Source organism: Collinsella sp. AF05-9 (genome assembly GCF_003465595.1).
GTDB lineage: Bacteria > Actinomycetota > Coriobacteriia > Coriobacteriales > Coriobacteriaceae > Collinsella.
Map to the genome: position 1 here is coordinate 1 of NZ_QSBB01000017.1, position 15,138 is coordinate 15,138.

At 60.8% G+C, this 15,138-nt stretch carries 15 protein-coding genes; 3 read left to right on the forward strand and 12 right to left on the reverse strand.

The features are described from left to right. The first annotated feature begins 251 nt into the window (after positions 1–251). Positions 252–1,091: a sulfide/dihydroorotate dehydrogenase-like FAD/NAD-binding protein gene (locus tag DWV43_RS06245; RefSeq protein WP_006235793.1), complete on the forward strand. Its 840-nt coding sequence runs from the start codon at positions 252–254 to the stop codon at positions 1,089–1,091. Further along, positions 1,082–2,491: an NADPH-dependent glutamate synthase gene (gltA, locus tag DWV43_RS06250; protein ID WP_089572633.1), complete on the forward strand. Its 1,410-nt coding sequence runs from the start codon at positions 1,082–1,084 to the stop codon at positions 2,489–2,491. The genes DWV43_RS06245 and gltA overlap by 10 nt, the downstream gene beginning before the upstream one ends. A 454-nt stretch (positions 2,492–2,945) precedes the next feature. On the opposite strand, the gene DWV43_RS06255 is transcribed toward gltA, so the two are convergent. The 11 genes from DWV43_RS06255 to DWV43_RS06305 all read right to left on the reverse strand — a co-directional run bounded on the left by DWV43_RS06255 (position 2,946) and on the right by DWV43_RS06305 (position 13,072). After that, entirely contained in the window at positions 2,946–3,569 is a 624-nt protein-coding gene (locus DWV43_RS06255) for an AAA family ATPase (protein WP_055251542.1), read from the reverse strand. A gap of 48 nt (positions 3,570–3,617) precedes the next feature. Next, on the reverse strand, positions 3,618–4,256 hold the full coding sequence (locus tag DWV43_RS06260) for an amino acid ABC transporter permease (protein WP_006235796.1): 639 nt from the start codon (positions 4,254–4,256) through the stop codon (positions 3,618–3,620). Between the two features lie 3 nt (positions 4,257–4,259). After that, positions 4,260–5,006, reverse strand: a complete 747-nt coding sequence (locus DWV43_RS06265; protein WP_117817463.1) for an amino acid ABC transporter permease — start codon at positions 5,004–5,006, stop codon at positions 4,260–4,262. A 25-nt stretch (positions 5,007–5,031) separates the two neighbouring features. After that, on the reverse strand, positions 5,032–5,907 hold the full coding sequence (locus tag DWV43_RS06270; protein ID WP_117634660.1) for a transporter substrate-binding domain-containing protein: 876 nt from the start codon (positions 5,905–5,907) through the stop codon (positions 5,032–5,034). A gap of 8 nt (positions 5,908–5,915) precedes the next feature. Further along, positions 5,916–6,647, reverse strand: a complete 732-nt coding sequence (locus DWV43_RS06275; protein ID WP_022094215.1) for an amino acid ABC transporter ATP-binding protein — start codon at positions 6,645–6,647, stop codon at positions 5,916–5,918. A gap of 358 nt (positions 6,648–7,005) precedes the next feature. After that, a complete protein-coding gene (locus tag DWV43_RS06280) occupies positions 7,006–7,449 on the reverse strand; it encodes a GatB/YqeY domain-containing protein (RefSeq protein ID WP_006235801.1) in 444 nt (147 codons plus the stop codon). A gap of 54 nt (positions 7,450–7,503) precedes the next feature. After that, the gene (locus DWV43_RS06285) at positions 7,504–8,724 is read right to left on the reverse strand and encodes a peptidylprolyl isomerase (protein ID WP_117817461.1); all 1,221 of its coding nucleotides are present in this window, start codon (positions 8,722–8,724) and stop codon (positions 7,504–7,506) included. A 135-nt stretch (positions 8,725–8,859) separates the two neighbouring features. Then, entirely contained in the window at positions 8,860–9,324 is a 465-nt protein-coding gene (locus tag DWV43_RS06290; protein WP_117564041.1) for a PTS sugar transporter subunit IIA, read from the reverse strand. Positions 9,325–9,449: 125 nt separating this feature from the next. Beyond that, positions 9,450–10,151 (reverse strand): phosphoribosylglycinamide formyltransferase, encoded by a 702-nt coding sequence (gene purN / locus DWV43_RS06295; RefSeq protein WP_117817459.1) that lies wholly within the window; start codon positions 10,149–10,151, stop codon positions 9,450–9,452. Continuing rightward, positions 10,141–11,244: a phosphoribosylformylglycinamidine cyclo-ligase gene (gene purM, locus DWV43_RS06300; RefSeq protein ID WP_117646159.1), complete on the reverse strand. Its 1,104-nt coding sequence runs from the start codon at positions 11,242–11,244 to the stop codon at positions 10,141–10,143. Before purM ends, purN begins: the two co-directional genes overlap by 11 nt. A gap of 157 nt (positions 11,245–11,401) precedes the next feature. Then, positions 11,402–13,072 (reverse strand): amidophosphoribosyltransferase, encoded by a 1,671-nt coding sequence (locus tag DWV43_RS06305; protein WP_117817457.1) that lies wholly within the window; start codon positions 13,070–13,072, stop codon positions 11,402–11,404. Between the two features lie 284 nt (positions 13,073–13,356). Here DWV43_RS06305 and DWV43_RS06310 point away from each other — a divergent pair, with 284 nt between their 5' ends. Further along, positions 13,357–14,586, forward strand: a complete 1,230-nt coding sequence (locus DWV43_RS06310) for a putative ABC transporter permease (RefSeq protein ID WP_117564037.1) — start codon at positions 13,357–13,359, stop codon at positions 14,584–14,586. Between the two features lie 90 nt (positions 14,587–14,676). On the opposite strand, the gene DWV43_RS06315 is transcribed toward DWV43_RS06310, so the two are convergent. Then, positions 14,677–15,096 carry a molybdenum cofactor biosynthesis protein MoaE gene (locus DWV43_RS06315; protein ID WP_233542722.1) on the reverse strand — a complete coding sequence of 140 codons (420 nt, stop codon included), beginning with the start codon at positions 15,094–15,096 and terminating at the stop codon, positions 14,677–14,679. Between the last annotated feature and the right edge of the window lie 42 nt (positions 15,097–15,138).

Below are 15,138 nucleotides of genomic sequence, written 5' to 3' on the forward strand. Positions count from 1 at the left end.
CTCAGGGTATCGGATTCCCACATTCATCCGTACATGTACGGATGAATGTGGGAAGTGTTCGGATGAAGTTGCCAATCAAGGAGCGGATAAACCCTTTTCCCAACCGCCGAAGACACACGTAAACAGCATGTCCATGAGGGTATAATTCGTACTGTATGTCTGCACAACGCCTGTGCGCGTACGGTTTTATTCGGGCTGCCGTCCATTTCCGTGGAGGCACGGTTCGGCCGCCCTAACAAGAGAGGGGTTCTATGTATAAGATCCTGGAGAAGACGCAGTTCTCGGAGAAGGTGTTCAAGTTCCGCATCGAGGCGCCCGCAATCGCCAAGCATGCGCACGCTGGACAGTTCCTCATGGTTCGCGCCAACGAGACGGGCGAGCGCGTCCCGTTTACCCTGGCCGGCTGGAACGGTGACGAGGGCTGGGTCGAGTTCATCTTCATGGTGATCGGCAAGACCACCGAGATGCTTTCCACCTACGAGGCCGGCGAGTCACTGCGCGACGTCGTGGGCCCGCTGGGCGTTCCCACCGAGATGGCCGAGGGCCCCTGCGCCGTCATTGGCGGCGGCGTCGGCCTGGCAATTGCCTTCCCGGTCGCCAAGCACCTGGTCGAGACCGGTCACGAAGTTCACGCCATCATGGGCGCCCGCACCAAGGACCTCCTGCTCATGGAGGACCAGTTCCGCGAGCTCCTCGACGAGGACCACATCCACATCACCACTGACGACGGCTCCTACGGCGAGCAGGGCGTTGTCACCGCTCCGCTGGAGCGCCTGCTGCAGGACAAGGCCGTGAGCCAGGTCTTCTGCGTCGGCCCCGTTCCGATGATGAAGTTCTCGACCCTCACCGCCCAGAAGTACGACACCCCCATCACCGCGTCCCTCAACCCCATCATGGTTGACGGCACCGGCATGTGCGGCTGCTGCCGCGTCGAGGTGGGCGGCGTGACCAAGTTCGCTTGCGTCGACGGCCCCGACTTCGATGCCACCCTGGTCGACTGGGATGACCTTCGTGCCCGCCAGGCCGCTTACCGTTCCGAAGAGGGCGAGTCCCTCAAGGCCTATGAGGAAAAGAGCTGCGCATGCCACTAGTTAACGGTCGTTTCGTTGCCGATATGAAGTCGCCCCGCACCCCCGATAACGAGGAGCCGGCTGCCGAGCGCGCCTGCGACTTCCGCCCCGTCGACAAGGGCTTCACCGAGGAGATGGCGCTGGCCGAGGCCGAGCGCTGCCTCAACTGCAAGAAGCCGTTCTGTGTTGAGGGTTGCCCCGTCAACATCAACATCCCCCGCTTTATCGAGCAGATCCGCGCGAAGGACTTCGGCGGCGCTCTCGATACCATCCGCGAGGACTCCATGCTTCCCGCCATCTGCGGCCGCGTCTGCCCGCAGGAGAACCAGTGCGAGGGCAAGTGCATCCGTGGCAAGAAGTCCGAGCCCGTGGCCATCGGCCAGCTCGAGCGCTTCCTGGGTGACCGCCCCGAGCTCGCCTCCACGCCCAAGATGGCCCCCAAGAACGGCAAGAAGGTCGCCGTCGTCGGCTCCGGCCCGTCCGGCATCACCTGCGCCGGCGAGCTCGCCCGCAACGGCTTTGACGTTACCGTCTTTGAGGCCTTCTTCACCGGCGGCGGCGTGCTGGTCTACGGCATCCCCGAGTTCCGTCTGCCCAAGGCAGTCGTCAAGCGCGAGATTGACGGCCTGGAGGACATGGGCGTCAAGTTTGAGTACAACTCCGTCGTGGGCAACATGGCCACGGCCGAGGAGCTGTTCGAGCAGGGCTTCGACGCCATCTACGTGGCGACCGGCGCTGGCCTGCCCAAGTTCCTCAACGTCCCCGGCGAGAACCTGCCCAACGTCTTCTTCGCTAACGAGTACCTCACCCGCGTGAACCTGATGAAGGCCAACAAGTTCCCCGAGTACGACACCCCCACCAAGCACGGCAAGAACGTCGTCGTCTTTGGTGGCGGCAACGTGGCTATGGACGCCGTCCGTACCGCCAAGCGTCTGGGCGCCGAGCACGCCATCATCGCCTACCGTCGTACCGAGGACGAGATGCCCTGCCGTCGCGCCGAGCTGCACCACGCCAAGGCCGAGGGCGTCGAGGTTCTGCCGCTCGTCTCCCCGCTCGAGTTTGTCGCTGGCGAGGACGGCTCCGTGTGCGCCGTCAAGGTCCAGAAGATGGAGCTCGGCGAGCCTGACGAGTCCGGCCGTCGTCGCCCGGTGCCCATCGAGGGCGCCATCGAGGAGATCCCCTGCGACGTCGCGATCTCGGCTATCGGCACCAACGCCAACCCCTTCGCTGCCAAGATCGGCGGCAAGATGGAGCTCAACAAGTGGGGCTACATCGTTGCCGACGAGGAGACCGGCCAGACCACCGATCCCCGCATCTGGGCCGGCGGCGACATCGTCACCGGTGCCGCTACGGTCATTCTGGCGATGGGCGCCGGCAAGAAGGCCGCTGCCTCCATCACCAAGAGCCTGCTGGGCGAGTAATCACCCACAGCGCTAGCCATCAAACGGCAAAGTCCCCGTCGAGCACACGCCCGGCGGGGACTTTTTATAACGGCCGCCCAGACCACCACAAAGGTGCCTGTCCCCTTTGTGGTGGTTGGGAGCCTGACCGACTAGTTTGTCTCGATCTGTAACACCTGGAGCCCGTTGAGCCCTGCAGTTGTTACAGATTGAGATATTGTGCCGGCCGGCCACGCTGCATCTCAATCTGTAACAGTTAGAGACCAAATATGCCGCCTGGTGTTACAGATCAAGACGTTGGGCTGACGGCCGAACGGTTCATCTCAATCTGTAACAGTTAGAGCCATTTTCGCTGGCTTGGTGTTACAGATCGAGACTATGCAAAAGCCGAGGATAGGCACTGCCGCCAAGGCCTTCCCCTCGGCCTAAAACAAAAACCACCACAAAGGTGCCCTTTGCGGTGGTTTTTGGTCGGCTAGCCTTCGAGTTGAGCCACTTTGTAGCGGTAGGCAGCGGCTATGACGTCTTTGCAGCCTTCGCGGCCCAGCTTGGCGCGGTTGACGACGATATCCTTGCCGCTCGTCATCTTCCACTTTCCGGCACTGTAGCGCTTATAGAACGCCTCGCGCGCCTTCTGCTGCTGCTTGACCAGCTTGGCGCCCTTCTTTTTATTAAGGCCACGCTTCTTGCGCACAATCTCGACGCGGTCCTCAAAAGGAGCGGTCACCAATACGGCAATGTGGTTGGGGTTGTTACGCAGCAGGTAATCGGACAGGCGGCCTTCGATAATGCAGCTCTCGGTCTCGCCCAGGTCCAAAATCACCTGGCTCATCTTCTGGAACAACTTGTCCGAGTACGAACGCGCGTCGTAGCGGTCGGGCAGGAACGCCATGTTCTCCACGGCCAGACGCTCGTCGTAGGCGGCCATCTTGTCGAGCGACTCGCCCGCGCGCAGCGACGCACGTACCAGCAGCTCGTTATCGTACAGCGGAATCCCCAACTCGTCGGCAAGCATGCGACCAATCTCGTGGCCCTCGGCGCCAAAGTCGCGCGCGATGGTAATGACCACAGGATTCTTCTTATTCTCCAGATCGCTCATCGCGATTCCTTTCTCTATGTGACAAAGGGACAGTCCCTTTGTCACATTCTACGCTGCCACCATTCGCCTCTGATATGCGCGAACCAGCAGCGAGATACCAAAGTTGAGCACAAAGTACATCGCAAACACCAGGCCGTAGAGCATAAGCACCTGCGACAGGTCGATCGCATGGGCCATCACGACGTTTGCCGTGTACATGAGCTCGGCCACGTTAATGCCCGAAAGATACGAGCTGTCCTTAATGACGGTCGTGCACTGGCTAAACAGCGCCGGAATGATCGTCTTAAACGTCTGCGGCAGAATGATGTAGCGCATGGTGGCAAAGAAGCCAAAGCCCTGGCTCTGCGCCGCCTCAAACTGGCCGCGCGGAATCGAGTTAAGACCGCCGCGCACGATCTCAGCCATAACGGCGCTGGTAAACAGCGTAAAGGCGATGGTCGAGATCACGATGTCCAAGCCCTGCACCGTAAAGTAGATAAACAGGATCCACAGCAGGTTCGGTGTGCAGCGGAACAGCTCGATATAGGCGCTCACCAAAATACGGAACGGGCGGGGCGCATAGCTTTTAACAAGCGCCAGCACCGTGCCAAAGATGAGCGAGAAAAAGATCGACAGCGCCGAGATCTCGATGGTCTTAACAAAACCGCCCCAAATGTAGAGCAGGTTGGTCGCGTTGAAGATTTCCATGCGCTAGGCCTCCTCTACGTTGTCGAGCCCCAGCTCGGCCAGGCTCACGCCGCGCGGACGCTCCTTGGAGCGGCGCTCGAGCCACTGCACCAGCATGGCGAGCGGAAAGCAGATGATGAAGTACATAAGGCAGCAGACGATGTATCCCTGCAGGTAGCCGTACAGACTCACAAAGTTGTCGGAACGATACATAAGGTCGCCGCCGGCCACGAGCGCCAGTACCGACGTGTTCTTGACCAGATTGAGCGCCTGGTTACACAGCGGCGGCAGGATGATCTTGAACGTCTGAGGCAGCACGATGTACCAGTAGGCCTGCGCGCGGGTGAAACCCTGGCTCTGAGCCGCCTCCATCTGACCGCGCGGGACAGCCTCGATACCGGTACGGATGACCTCCGAGATATAGGCCGCGTGATACAGGCCCACGCCCAAGAAACCCAGCACGAACGGCGCGATGCGCACCGGCTGGTCGGCACCGGTCATGGCCTGCAAAAACTGCGGGCCGGCCATGTACATAAAGAGCACCTGCACGGGCAACGGGGTGTTCTGATAAAACTCCACGTACACGCGGCTAATGCCACGCAGCACACGCGAACGGGTGGTCGAGAACACGCCCAGCAGCGTGCCCAGCACCAGCGACAGCAGCAGTCCGGCAACAACCACCTGCAGCGTCACGCCAAAGCCCTCCCAGAAGGGCCCCATGTTTTGAAATGTCGTCGACCAACGGTCGGCGTCAAATAATCCTTCGAGCATTTGATTCCTTCCTTGGACGATACGCCTATACAAGACCCCAGGTCTTGACCTCTTGATCGAGCCAGCCGTCGGCCAAGCGATCGCAGACCACCTGATCGACCACGGCCGAGAGGTCGCAGCCCTTCTTGGTCGCCACGCCGTAGCCCTGCTCGCCAAACTTGACCTCGGGCTGCAGTAGCTCGACAGTCTCGTTCATGTAGCCGGCCAGCGTGGAGCGGTCCATGGCAAAGACGTCGATATTGCCGGCGTCGAGCGAACTCTTTATGATGGGGTAGCCGCTAAAGGCCCTAAATTCGGGCTCGCAGGTAAAGCCGTTATCCTTGATCATCTGCTCGATCAGGCCCTGCGTGGTGGCACCCTGACTCACGCCGATGACCTTGCCGTCCAGGTCCTCAATCGAGGTAAAGCCCGAACGTTTCTTGACCATGAGGCCCACGTAGTCGGTGCGATACGGCGTCGAGAAATCCCAGCTCTTCTTGCGCTCGTCGGTGATGGTGTAGGTCGCCGCGACCACATCGAGTTGGCCGTTGTCGATCAGCGGGCCGCGCGTCTTGGGCGTTACGTCGGTAAACTCGACCAGCTCCTGGGCGCGGGCCTCCTTGTAGCTCACGCCAAAGACGGCAGCGGCGATCTGGTAGCACAGATCGACCTCCATGCCCTCAAAGCGACCCTTGGCGGTGTCGTAATAGCCGTAGCCGGGAACATCCTTCTTAACGCCGGCATTCAGGTGCCCACGCGACTTGATGGTCGCAAGCTTGGAGCCCTTGTCGGAGCCGTCGCCGCCGGCGGAGTTACCGCAACCGGTGAGCGCGGTCCCCGTCAGCGCGAGCATGCCAGCGCCCGCCAGCTGCAAAAAGTGACGGCGCGACACGGCCGCCCTCGTCATATCCGTCATGTCCATCACCACGCCTAGTGCAGGATCTTGGACAGGAACTCGCGGCAGCGCGGGTTCTCGGGGTTATCGAAGAAGTGCTCGGGCGTGCCCTCCTCCAGGATGCGGCCGTCCTCCATAAAGATGACGCGGTCGGCCACCTGGCGCGCAAAGCCCATCTCATGCGTCACGCAGATCATGGTGATGTCCTCCTGCGCAAGCTCAATCATAACGTCCAGAACCTCCTGGACCATCTCGGGGTCGAGCGCCGAGGTCGGCTCGTCAAACAGGATGATGGGCTGCTTGGTACACAGGGCACGGGCGATGGCGATGCGCTGCTGCTGACCACCCGAGAGATTCTGCGGATACTCGCCGGCCTTATGCGCCATGCCGACGCGCTTGAGTGCGGCGATGGCGATCTCGGTCGCCTCCTCCTTGCTCTTCTTTTGCAGCTTGATGGGCGCGAGCGTCAGATTGCCGAGCACCGTCATGTTGGGATACAGGTTGAACTGCTGAAACACCATGGAGCTGTACTTGCGAGCCATCTCCAGGTGATTCTTTTTGGTGAGCGGCGTACCGTCGATGACGACCTCGCCCGACGTAGGCTCCTCCAGATAATCGACGCAACGGATGAGCGTCGACTTACCCGAACCAGAAGGCCCGATCATTACGAGCTTCTCGCCGCGCTTGACGGTGAGGTTGATATCTTTGAGCACATGCAGGTCGCCAAAGTACTTGTTGAGATGCTTGATCTCGATCATGTCTGCCATGAATGTCCCTTCCCTGCGTTTACACGAGTTGAACTATTGTACGGAAAGAACCACGTTTCCGCAGCCCACGCTACATCCCCGTAAAGAACCCGCAACCTTCCGCCCACTCATTGGGCACAGACTTAAATGAGTACCCCCCGTGGGTACTCATTTAAGTCTGTCCCCAATGAGCACCGAAAATAATACAACCGCCCTTGTTGAGCATAAGTCAGCGAAAACCCGTACACGCGAGCAAGGTGACGTGAAATGAAAGGGCGCAGACCTTATGGTCGCGCCCTTGAAATTGAACGTCAGATTGCCGTGTGTACGGGTTTGCAGCGTCGAGCCGTTACGCGGTTTGGTAAAACCGCATAACAAATTACGCGAGTTTGGCTCCAACGATCTTTGCTGCTGCCGGCTTATCAAAGTTGCCGCCAGTGGCCTTACCCAGAGCGCCCATGACCTGGCCCATCTGCTTCTTGGACGTGGCGCCCAGCTCGGCGATGACCTGCTCGATCAGGGCCTCGAGCTCCTCGCCCGAAACCTGCGCGGGCAGAAGGCTCTCCAGAATCTTGACCTGCTCGGTCAGGTTGTCGGTACGCTCTTGGTCGGTGCCGGCCTTGATGGACATCTCCAGCGTCTCGCTCGTCTGCTTAATCAGACGCTTGATCATGCTGTTGACGTCTTCCTCGGTCACATCGCGGCGCTCGTTAACCTCGATATTCTTCACCTCGGCCTTGACCTGGCGAATGATGGACAGGCGAACCTTGTCCTTAGCCTTCATGGCCGCGATCATTTCCTTCTGCAGCTCTTCGTTGGTCATCTGCAAATCCTCTCTAATAGCGTGGGCGGCACTCGCGCGAGCACCGCCCCATGATTACTCAGTCGTCGACGAATCGTCGGTCGAACTCTTGGTAACGCCCTTCAGACTCACGTTATAGGGTACGTCCTTGGGCATGGGGTTGACGGTGATGTCGGCATCCTTCTTGTACTGCTCCAGCCACTCGCTGTACGCAGTGCTGGCCGCTTGCGTCTTCACCACGTTGGAGACGTACTTTTTGATGGCCTTGGGCACCTGGTTGATGTCATCAACCTGATTATCGACATGGAAGTAGTCGGTGCACTTGATGATGTGGTAGCCATAGGTCGACTCGATGACTTCGCTCACGTCGCCCTTGTTGAGCCCCTCGAGCGCCGTCTGGTAGCTGTCGACAAAGGTGGTGAGCTTATCCCAGCCCACATCGCCCTTCTTCTCCTTGGAACCGGTGTCCTCGGAGTACTGCTCAACGGCGTCCTCAAAGCTCAGCTCACCGGAGTTGATCTTGTCCAGGCACTCCTGCGCCTTGGCCTTGGCGGCAGCCTTGTTCTCGTCGGAAGCGTCGGAATCAACCTTGATCAGGATGTTCGACGAGCGGCGGGCGTCGTTGTAGCTGGACAGGTTTTCGTTGATGTAATCGACGATCTCGCTGTCCTTGGGCTTGCTCGTGGGCGCGACGGCGTCCTTAAGCTTTTGCTGTGCCAGGTTCTCCTTGAGCGAGTCTTTGTAGGTGTCCTCGGTATAGCCGTAGGTCTTGAGGGTCTTCTTAAAGGCCTTGGCACCGCTCGCGCTCTTGCATGCGTCCTTCCAAGCCTTCTCGACCTCCTCGTCCGACACCGTCACGCCGTTCTCCTTCTGTGCCTGTTGAAGCAGAATCTGCTGCGTGTAGGAGTCGATGAGTTGCTTGCGGTACTTCTTGGGCGTGAGGTCGTTGTCGACCAGGTACTGCGCCCAGTCCTTGTCATTGGTGTAGCCGTAGGACGTGCGCATGCTCATGATCTGCTTGGTCACGGTGTCCTCGGTGAGGTTGGTGCCGTTGATAGTGGCAGCTACACCGCCGGTAAGCTTGTAGCCCGAGGTATCCTCTGCCTGCGACATCAGGCCGGAGCACGCCATGGCCGAGACGGAAAGCAGCATTGCCAGCACGCCGATGACCACCAGAACGATCTTGACGGTCTTGGACACGCGGGTCTTGCGCTGCTTCTTGCGAGAGCTGGAGGCGGCGCGAGCCTGCTGCTCGGGCGTCGGCTCGGGTGCGGGGTTCTTTTTCTTATTTGCCATAGTTGGCCTTTCGCATAACGAATCGAACAAACGCCATTGTGTCACAACGCAGCCCCCGCGGCACGCTTGGTGCATTGGGGACAGGTTAATCTGCACCATTTTGGTGCAAAGGGGACAGCTCTGGCAGCCGGCACCTTAGAAGTGACGGCGGATGGCATCGACCATGCCCTGGGACGTGGTCTGGCCGAGCACGTCGGCTGCGGCATCGGCGTCCATAAAGATGTTCATGAGCGCCTGCAGGGCCTCGACCTGGCCGCCCGGCTCGGCGATGCCCAGATTGATGACGATCTGCGCCGGCACCGGAGCGCCCATGCCAGCCATAGCGTTAAATGTCACGGGCGCGGCGGGCTTCACCACCGCGATATAGGGCTTGGCCACAAACCCCGGATCGGTATGCGGAATGGCAATGTTTGCCGCCGGCATGGCAAGACCCGTGGGATAGGCATCCTCGCGCGTGCGAACGGCGTCGAACCAACCGTCGGCAATGTAGCCACGCGGTACAAGCTCGCCCTCAAGCCGCGCGAACACCTCATCCGGCGTCGCACACTCCCAATCAAAAAACACCAGCTCAGGCGCAAACAGCGCTTCGTTATCCGCCATGCGCTCACCTCTCTCACCTAGTCATTCAAGAACGTCCCCGATGACTACCCAAAACAAAAGGTGGCCACACGCGCCTTGGCGCCAATGACCACCCTAACCACTCAACTAAATTGCACTGTGCACCGCTAGCCGCGGGGCGCATCAATTGCGACCTTGCCGTTCTCCAGCACGTGGACGCGGCCATCGGCGAGCATCTGCACGACCTCGGGATACAGCACGTGCTCAATCGCGTGGATGTGCTCCTCGAGCGTGTCGACGTCCCAGCCCTCCTCAACAGCCAGCGCACGCTGGGCGATGATGGGGCCGTTGTCGTAGATCTCGTTGGCAAAGTGCACGGTCACGCCGGTCACCTTGACGCCGCGGGCAAACGCATCGTCAATCGCGTGGGCACCGGTAAAGCTCGGCAGCAGGGCCGGGTGCAGGTTGACCACACGGTTGGGGAACGCCGCCAGCAGCGGTGTATGCACCATGCGCATGTAGCCGGCCATGACCACATACTCGCAGCCGCGCTCGAGCAGCTCGTGCGCGATGATCTCGTCGGCGGCGATGGGGTCGGCATAGACATCCTTGGACAGCGTAAGCGTCTGGATGCCCGCACGCTCTGCACGTTGCAGACCCTTGGCCGAAGGACGGCTCGACACCACAAGCTCAATAGAAGCGTTGAGCTTGCCGGCGGCAATCAGATCGATCAGCGCTTGCAAGTTGGTACCCGAACCGCTGATGAGCACACCGATCTTGAGCGGCTCAGCCGTATCGGTGCCAGTCGGACGGGTATAGGGCACAAAGTCCAGGCCCTCGGCAGCAGCCATCTGCTCGTTAGCGCTCATCGGAGTACACGACCTTACCGGAACCCTCGACGCACTCGCCCACGCGGAACGGCTTCTCGCCCAGCGCGACCAGTGCCTCGGTCACGGCGGCCTCGTCCTCGGGGGCGACGATCAGACACAGGCCGACGCCCATGTTGAAGGTCTTGCATGCCTCGTTGGGCGCAAGCTCGGCCTGGCGCGACACGTAGGTGATGACGGGCGGAACGTCCCAACCCATCTCGGCACCGTTGCGGGTGACCACGGCGTCGACGTCATCGGCGAGCGCACGGTTGAGGTTCTCGGTAATACCGCCGCCAGTGATGTGGGCGATGGCGTGCACGTTGGCGCCGCCGCGCAGCAGCTCCAGGATCGGCTTGACGTAGATGCGCGTGGGGGCCAACAGAGCGTCTGCCAGCGATGCACCGCCGAGCTCCTCGAGCGGACGGCTCAGCTCCTCGGCCTTAGCGACGGCCTCGGGCGTGCCCGGCTTAACGCCGTCGACGCCAATGACCTTACGCACGAGCGAGTAGCCGTTGGAGTGCACGCCGGTGGAAGGCAGGCCCAGGATCACATCGCCCGGGCGGACGTTTGCGGGGTCGAGCATCTTGGGACGGTCGACGACGCCCACGGTAAATCCGGCAAGGTCGTAGTCGGCGGGAGCCATGACGCCCGGGTGCTCGGCCATCTCACCGCCCACGAGCGCGCAGCCCGCGAGCTTGCAGCCGTCGGCCACACCCTTGATAATCTTTGCCATGTGCTCGGCCTCGATGTGACCGATGGCAACGTAGTCCAGGAAGAACAGCGGCTCGGCGCCCGAAGCCAGAATATCGTTGACGCACATAGCGACCAGGTCCTGGCCAACCGTCTCGTGACGGTCCATGATCTGGGCGAGCACGAGCTTGGTGCCCACGCCGTCGGTACCGCTAATCAGGATCGGGTCTTCCATATCCTTGAGCGCAGCGGCCGAGAACAGGCCGCCAAAGCCACCGATGCCACCGATAACCTCGGAACGGTTAGTGTCCTTGACCATCTGCTTAATCGCGTCGACGGCGCGGCCGCCCTCGGCGGTGTCGACGCCGGCGTCCTCGTACGTCACATGCTTGCTGTCGCTCATCTGAGCCTTCCTCTCCCACTACCGTGGCGCCGCACGGGCGCCAAACGGTGCTCATAGTTGCGTTCATTTCGGCGCGCGCCATAACAGCACGCGCCGTCATATCAACAAAACAGCAGGTAAAACCTACCAAAATAAACCTGTCCCCATATGGCAGGTTTTATGCCTCGCCGTGCTCCTCTTCCCAGCTGCGGTCGTCGTATTTCTCGATCACGGCGTCGTCGTCAAAGTGCAGCGGCTTGTCCAGGTTGCGGGGCTTAAAGCCCTCCATAAACTTGTCGCGGCCAAAGCTCTCGGGAATCGCCACGGGGTAGCGGCCGGTAAAGCACGCATCGCAGTAACCGCCCTTGGGCATGACCTTAAGCAGGCCCTCGACCGAAAGGAAGGCCAGCGAATCGGCGCCGATATACTCGCAAATCTCGTCGACCGTCTTGTTGGCGCTGATAAGCTGCGACTGCACGTCGGTATCGATACCGTAGAAGCACGGCCAGATGACCTCGGGCGAGTTGATGCGAATGTGAATCTCCTTGGCGCCGGCGTTGCGCAGCATCTTGACGAGCTGCACCATGGTGGTGCCGCGCACAATGGAGTCGTCGATGACGACCAGGCGCTTGCCCTCGATGTTGTCGCGCAGCGGGTTGAGTTTCATACGCACGCCCATGGCACGCAGCTCCTGCGTAGGCTCGATAAACGTACGACCCACGTAGCGGTTCTTGATAAGGCCCTCACCAAAGGGAATGCCGCTCTCGTGCGAATAGCCCTCCGCGGGCGGCAGGCCGGAGTCGGGCACGCCGATGACCAGGTCGGCCTCGACGGGCTCCTCATGTGCCAGCTGACGACCCATGTCATAACGGCAGGCGTAGACGCTCTTGCCGTTCATGATGGAATCGGGGCGAGCGAAGTAGACCTGCTCAAAGATGCAGTTAGCAGGCTCTTCGGCAGCAGGCACGCCCTGCTCGGACACAAGGCCCTCGGCGCTGATGCGCAAAATCTCACCGGGACGGACGTCGCGGACGTACTCGGCGCCCACAATATCGAGCGCACAAGTCTCGGAGGCGACGACCCAGCCGCCGGCGCGGGTGACATGGGTGGCAACGTCAACCGTCGCGGCGCCGTCCTGCGACGGCAGCTGCGAAACGGATGCGGCATCGGCCTGGTCCAGGCCCTCGTCCACCAGCTTGCCCAACACCAGTGGGCGAATGCCATGCGGATCGCGGAAGGCGTAGAGCGCCTGCTCGTTGATGAGCGTCATGGCATAACCGCCACGCACGAGCTCCATGGTCTTGCGAATGCCCTCGCGCAGGTGGCCCGTACGCTGGGTAAAGTAGCCGATGAGCTTGGTCGCGACCTCGGAATCCGAATTGGAGAGGAACAGCACGCCCAGCTCGATCAGCTGGCGGCGCAGCTCGTCGGTGTTGACGAGGGTGCCGTTGTGCGCGAGCGCGATAATGACGCTATTGATGGTAGAGAGGTGCGGCTGAGAGGCTTCCCAGCTCTTGGCGCCGGCGGTGCCGTAGCGCACATGACCCACGGCCAGCTGACCGGAGAGCGTCGACAGGTCGGCATTGGAGAACACGCGGTCGAGCAGGCCCAGATCCTTGCGGACCATAACCGTACCGCCGTCACCCACGGCGATTCCCGCCGATTCTTGGCCACGGTGCTGCAGTGCACGCAGGCCAAAGTACGTCAGTCGAGCCACGTCGCGATCGGGCGCCCAAACACCAAAAACGCCGCATTCCTCATGCAGCTGGTCGGAGTCCGGATCATACGTCGACATGGCGTTCACCTGTCCCGCGGCGCGCTCGGCCGCGCGGATGGTTTCTTGAGACATGGCATCCCCTCAGAGCCTCGTATTTTGGCGTTACCCGCCTTATTATACGCACGGCGCGACGCGCTCCCCAGCGCATGAGCAGCGCTTTTTAAAAGCCCACCGAGCAGATAATCCGTTTTGTGGCCAAACATTTTATCGGTCCGTCCAGTGCAAGCGCCCGCGCCCCAGATGGCCGCCGCGTCCACCGTTGGGGATTACAAAGTTGCAATTGGGACGTTCGTCCTGTCTTTTGGCAGGTCTGCGGCGTATCCTTATAACCGACAACAAAGCGAGAAAGGTTCTGTATGGATCGAAACGAACTCGACCCCAGCGTCCCCAGCGCCACAGAGGTCAAGAAGATTCCCCTCATCATTAAGGTGTACGCCGTCCTGTGCATCCTTTCCGGCGTGGGCACGCTCCCGTCGGTCGCTGCCTTTATGTGGCAGGTCATCACGGCACTTGTTAACGGCAACGCCACCGAAAAGCTCGGCGACAACACGCTCGTCGCAGTCGGCCTTATCGTCGCCGGCATCATGCTCTCTGCGGCAAGTGCCGTCATCCTAATCATCTTTGGCCTGGACCTTATCAAAAACCAGCGCCGCAACGCCGCCCGCCTGTCCTACATCCTTATTGCATTCACCGTCGTCGAGCTTTTGGTCGACGTGATGCTCCAGGGCATCGGGCCCTTCCTGCTGCGTCCCGCGATCCAGCTCGGCATCCTTGTTGCACTTTCGGCAACCGTCGACCCCACGCTGCGTCAGGAGCGCGAACTGCAGCGCCGCCTGCAGGAGATGCTCGACCGCGACGCTGCCGCCGAGGGCATGCTCGGCCGCGATGAAACCGGCGAGGGCTACATCAAGCTCAACTACTTCAACCTGTTCTGGGTGTTCTTTGTCTGCTGCATACTCGGCCTGATCGCCGAGGACATCTGGCACATGACGGTCGACGACCCGGGCGTCTATCAGAACCGCGCCGGCATGCTGTTTGGCCCCTTCAGCCCCATCTACGGATTTGGCGCCGTGCTCATGACCATGGTGCTTAACCGCTTCTACAAAAAGAACCCCATCATCATTTTCCTGGTGAGCGCCCTGCTCGGCGCCAGCTTTGAGGTGTTCGTGGGCTGGTTTATGCAGACCGCGTTTGGCGTGGTCTCGTGGAGCTACTCGCACATAACGCTGTTCGGTTTGCCCGATCCGCTCGTGGTCCTCACGGGCGGACGCACCTGCACGGGCTTCGCCTGCCTGTGGGGCCTGGGCGGCCTCATCTGGATCAAGCTGCTGCTGCCGAGGCTGCTTAAGCTTATCAACAAGATCCCCTGGAAGAGCCGCTACTCGGCCACCGTCATCTTTACCGTTATCATGCTGGTCGACGGCGTCATGACGCTGCAGTCGCTCGACTACTGGTACCAGCGCGTTAACGGCACGGAGCCGGACATTCCCGTCGCACAGTTCTACGGAGAGCACTTCGATAACGAGTACATGGAAAACCGCTTCCAGAGCATGACCATGAGCCCCAAGGATGCGACGCGCGTGTAGCGCCCACCGCGCCCAAAACGCAAAATGCCCGCCGGTATCACACGTACCGGTGGGCATTTTTATAAACGATCCTTCTATCGACGCAAGCCTCTACGCCTCGCGCTCGACCTCACTCACGCATTCGTTCTTAATGGTGCCAACGAGCGCCTGCAGCGCATCGACCACGTGCGGGCGAATGTCCCCGCCGATGAGCACGAGCATGATGTCGTCACCTACGGCAAGCTCGCCGCTTGCCAGCCACACACGCACATAGCCGATACCCGGCATCGCACGCGTCGCCTCGATAGCAGACCGTACCTTTTCGGCGTCGTAGTCAAAGACCATGCCGCCCACCCTGTGGCCTGGCGCCACGCCATCGGTCTCGACTCCGCGCACCTCAGCCTTGGGCGTCGCGCGCACCACACCGTTATGCGTCAGATACATCCCACAGCCTGCCGCCGAAGCATCGGCCTTGGCCTCGCGCAGCCAAGCATCAATCGAAGGCATCAATTTGCCACTCTCGAGCATCATTTCTCCCTTACCGTCGTCGAGTAGCCAATTTGGGACGGGGCC

Excerpts from the sequence above, each read along its gene's own strand:
- DWV43_RS06290 (WP_117564041.1), bottom strand. The coding sequence starts at position 9,324 with ATGGCGGATAACGAAGCGCTGTTTGCGCCTGAGCTGGTGTTTTTTGAT.
- gltA (WP_089572633.1), top strand. The coding sequence starts at position 1,082 with ATGCCACTAGTTAACGGTCGTTTCGTTGCCGATATGAAGTCGCCCCGC.
- DWV43_RS06305 (WP_117817457.1), bottom strand. The coding sequence starts at position 13,072 with ATGTCTCAAGAAACCATCCGCGCGGCCGAGCGCGCCGCGGGACAGGTG.
- DWV43_RS06275 (WP_022094215.1), bottom strand. The coding sequence starts at position 6,647 with ATGGCAGACATGATCGAGATCAAGCATCTCAACAAGTACTTTGGCGAC.
- purM (WP_117646159.1), bottom strand. The coding sequence starts at position 11,244 with ATGAGCGACAGCAAGCATGTGACGTACGAGGACGCCGGCGTCGACACC.
- DWV43_RS06315 (WP_233542722.1), bottom strand. The coding sequence starts at position 15,096 with ATGATGCTCGAGAGTGGCAAATTGATGCCTTCGATTGATGCTTGGCTG.
- DWV43_RS06265 (WP_117817463.1), bottom strand. The coding sequence starts at position 5,006 with ATGCTCGAAGGATTATTTGACGCCGACCGTTGGTCGACGACATTTCAA.
- DWV43_RS06255 (WP_055251542.1), bottom strand. The coding sequence starts at position 3,569 with ATGAGCGATCTGGAGAATAAGAAGAATCCTGTGGTCATTACCATCGCG.
- DWV43_RS06245 (WP_006235793.1), top strand. The coding sequence starts at position 252 with ATGTATAAGATCCTGGAGAAGACGCAGTTCTCGGAGAAGGTGTTCAAG.
- DWV43_RS06285 (WP_117817461.1), bottom strand. The coding sequence starts at position 8,724 with ATGGCAAATAAGAAAAAGAACCCCGCACCCGAGCCGACGCCCGAGCAG.
- purN (WP_117817459.1), bottom strand. The coding sequence starts at position 10,151 with ATGAGCGCTAACGAGCAGATGGCTGCTGCCGAGGGCCTGGACTTTGTG.
- DWV43_RS06280 (WP_006235801.1), bottom strand. The coding sequence starts at position 7,449 with ATGACCAACGAAGAGCTGCAGAAGGAAATGATCGCGGCCATGAAGGCT.
- DWV43_RS06310 (WP_117564037.1), top strand. The coding sequence starts at position 13,357 with ATGGATCGAAACGAACTCGACCCCAGCGTCCCCAGCGCCACAGAGGTC.
- DWV43_RS06260 (WP_006235796.1), bottom strand. The coding sequence starts at position 4,256 with ATGGAAATCTTCAACGCGACCAACCTGCTCTACATTTGGGGCGGTTTT.
- DWV43_RS06270 (WP_117634660.1), bottom strand. The coding sequence starts at position 5,907 with ATGGACATGACGGATATGACGAGGGCGGCCGTGTCGCGCCGTCACTTT.